Consider the following 3,004-nt stretch of genomic DNA (forward strand, 5'->3'; position numbering starts at 1 on the left):
ATCGTGTACATGGCAGCAACGACACCGCCCCACACGAAGAGAAGCGCTGCCATCAAATGCCAGTTCGCGGCAAAGAACGGCATGAATATCGTGCCGACGAGACCAACCGTGGCACAGGCGAGCAGCAGATAGCGCCGGTCCGAGACGCGGTCGCTGATCATGCCGATCGGGATCTGCAACAGCACATTGCCAAGGCCGATCATGGTCAGCAGCAACGCCGCGTCGGCCTCGGAATATCCGATGCGGTTGCCATAGACCGGGAACAGCGCGAAGCCGCCGGTCTCGACCGCGCCGAACACCAGCACGGCGAAAGTCGCGGTCGGCACCAGCCAGATGTAGCGCAGGAAGTGGCTGGTCTCGCTCTCCGCCACGATGGTAGGGCTTTCGTTGCGGGCGGCCAGAACCGGTATGGCGGCGAGCGTCACCAGGGCGATGATGACGCCAAACGGCCTGAAGCCGGAACTGCCGAGATGGGCGAACAGCCACGGCCCTGCGGCAAAGCCGAGCGACAGGACGGTGGCGTAGATGCCAAGCACAAGGCCGCGCCGGTGCGGCGGCGCCGACGTGCTGATCCAGAATTCCGACAGGATGAACAGCACCGTCAGCGCGATGTGCAGCACGATGCGCAGCGGAAACCACATCCAGAAATCAGGCGCGAAATGGAAACCGACGAAAGCCAGCGCGCCGGTAGCAATCATGGCGATCATCGTCCAGGCGACGCCGAAGCGCATGGCGAGCGGCGTGGCGAGCGGCGCCCCGGCGATCGAGGCCAGGCCGGCTACGGCCGGGTTGAGGCCGATCATCGAGGCCGAATGGCCGCGTGTTTCCAGGATGACGCTGAGCAGCGGCATGCCGAGGCCGATGGCAATGCCGACGACGCTGATCGACGAGATCGCCGCCACCATCGGCAGCCAGTGTACGCGTTCGTCGCCCTGTGGTTGGGTATCGACCGTCATGAGATGCTGAATACTCTGTCTGTTTGATCTTACGCAATTCCCAAGGGCAAGTGCTTCGCTCTTGTCCCGGGAAAACCGGGTCACACTTTTCCTGGAATTGCTCTAGAGAAGTTCGCGGGTGAAGCGGTTGCGGACAAGCCGGTAGAAGGGGACGGGGCCACCCGGACGCAGCAGCGGATCGTGGGCGAGCCGCCTTTCCAACTCGTCCAGGATCATTCGGGTGATGTCGGGTATATCAGCCTGCTTGGCCTTGGCGAGCGGCAGCCAGACCAGTTCCTCCAGCTCGTTGGTCGGGCCGCCATCGGGCAATTCGATGGCGACGTCGCCACGCCAGGCGCTGAAGAAGCGGGTGTCGAATCGGCGCACCCGGTTCGGCGGCGTGATGGCGCGCGCGACGAAGCGCAACGCCTCCAGCGATGGTGCCACGCCATGTTCGACGAAACCCTGCCAGTCGCGCCTGGTCGACGCAAAGGCGCCCTTGCGGCCGATCAGCAGGCCGGCTTCCTCATAGGTTTCGCGGACCGCCGACAAAGCGATGGCACGGGCTCGGGCGTGGCTGGTGCGGCCGGGGCCGGCCGTCAGCTTGGCTTCTTCGTGCTGGTTAAGGGCGGTCGCCGTCGGGATGCGGCTGTCGGCAGGGTCTGTGCGGCCGCCCGGGAAAACGAATTTCCCTGGCATGAAGGCGTGCGCGGCGTGGCGGCGTCCCATCAGCACCAGGACGTCGTCGCCTTTGCGGTCGAGCAGGATGAGCGTCGCGGCATCACGCGGACGCAGGGGCCGGCCGTCATGCACGGCCAGGCCCTTGTCGATCTTGTCGACGTCCGCCTTGGTCATAGCTTCCATGCGCGGGACCTAGCGGAAACTTCTTGCATGCGAAAGTGGCCTTAACGATTGGCATGTTGCGCCAGCCAACACCTCAGGCCCCGGGATGCGGCTCGATCACATCCTTTTCGCCACCAAATCCGTGCATATAGAACGCCCATTGCAATCCGATGACGGCGCCTTTGACAGGCTGCAGCAACGCGATCGAGAGAAGGATGGTCAAGGGCACCCAGATGAGGATGTGTTGCCAGGTGGAGAGCGTCGAGGTCGCCTCGACACCCATGAAGGCGCCGAGCACGATGTGGCCGACGATGACGATGACGAGATAGGCGGGCAAATCGTCGGCGCGATGGTGATGAATCTCCTCGCCGCAGACGCTGCAGGTTTCGACGGTCTTGGTGAAGCCGCGGAAGAGCTTGCCTTCGCCGCAATTCGGGCAGCGGCCCAAGAGCCCTCGCTTCATCGCCGTCCACAATGGGCGGGCAATCCGGCCCGAGTGATGTTCGCCGCCAAAAACCTGTTGTTCCATCATCGTCTCCTGCCGCGCGACCCCGGTCGCGATTGCGACGCACGGGCGCGGCCCTTAGCCTTGTGAAACGACCTGCTGGAGCCTGGCAGGGGCTTTGGGTCGGTCAACATCTCGAAGCGCATCGCGCCGGCCATTGGCGCCACCTCGACGAGCCGGACCTCGACGCGGTCCGCCAGTTGGTAGCCTTTGCCCGAGCGTTCTCCGAACAGGGAGCGGGCCGTTTCGTCGTATATATAGTAATCGCCGCCGAGAGTTGACACCGGGATGAAACCATCGGCGCCATACTGCGGCAATTGGACAAAAAGTCCTGATTTGGTGACGCCGGAGATGCGGGCGTCGAAGCGGTCGTCGATGCGCTCCGCGAGGTAGGCGGAGATCAGCCGGTCGACCGTGTCGCGCTCGGCAGCCATTGCGCGCCGTTCCGTGCCGGAGATCAGCACCGCAACGTCTTCGAGGCGCGCCTCCTCGTCTTGCGTCAGTCCTCCGGGTCCAAGACCGAGTGCGGCAATAAGCCCACGATGGACGATCAGGTCGGCGTAGCGGCGGATCGGCGAGGTGAAATGCGCGTAGCGCCTGAGGTTGAGGCCGAAATGGCCGATGTTCTTGGGTGAATATTCGGCCTGGCTCTGCGAGCGCAGCACCACTTCGTTGACCAGCGCCTCATTGTCGGCGCCGCGAACGCGGTCCAGGATGCCGT

4 protein-coding genes are annotated in these 3,004 nt (G+C 64.1%); all 4 read right to left on the reverse strand.

Features of this window, described 5'->3' with window-relative positions; translation table 11 throughout:
• Positions 1-956: MFS transporter (locus tag EOA36_RS32240; protein ID WP_145969423.1), on the reverse strand; the 956-nt coding region annotated here is incomplete at its 3' end.
• 102 nt (positions 957-1,058) lie between these two features.
• Positions 1,059-1,799, reverse strand: coding sequence for an NUDIX hydrolase (locus tag EOA36_RS32245; RefSeq protein WP_127280874.1), 741 nt, complete (start codon positions 1,797-1,799; stop codon positions 1,059-1,061).
• Between the two features lie 73 nt (positions 1,800-1,872).
• Positions 1,873-2,307 carry a DUF983 domain-containing protein gene (locus EOA36_RS32250; protein ID WP_135864396.1) on the reverse strand — a complete coding sequence of 145 codons (435 nt, stop codon included), beginning with the start codon at positions 2,305-2,307 and terminating at the stop codon, positions 1,873-1,875.
• A partial coding sequence (locus tag EOA36_RS32255; RefSeq protein ID WP_127280876.1) for an RNB domain-containing ribonuclease occupies positions 2,307-3,004 on the reverse strand: 698 nt, incomplete at its 5' end. The genes EOA36_RS32250 and EOA36_RS32255, both read right to left, overlap by 1 nt.

Source organism: Mesorhizobium sp. M8A.F.Ca.ET.021.01.1.1, assembly GCF_003998025.1.
Lineage (GTDB): Bacteria > Pseudomonadota > Alphaproteobacteria > Rhizobiales > Rhizobiaceae > Mesorhizobium.

What these genes read in the sequence shown, in the direction of transcription:
- EOA36_RS32245 (WP_127280874.1), bottom strand. Translation starts at nt 1,799, where the DNA reads ATGGAAGCTATGACCAAGGCGGACGTCGACAAGATCGACAAGGGCCTG.
- EOA36_RS32250 (WP_135864396.1), bottom strand. Translation starts at nt 2,307, where the DNA reads ATGGAACAACAGGTTTTTGGCGGCGAACATCACTCGGGCCGGATTGCC.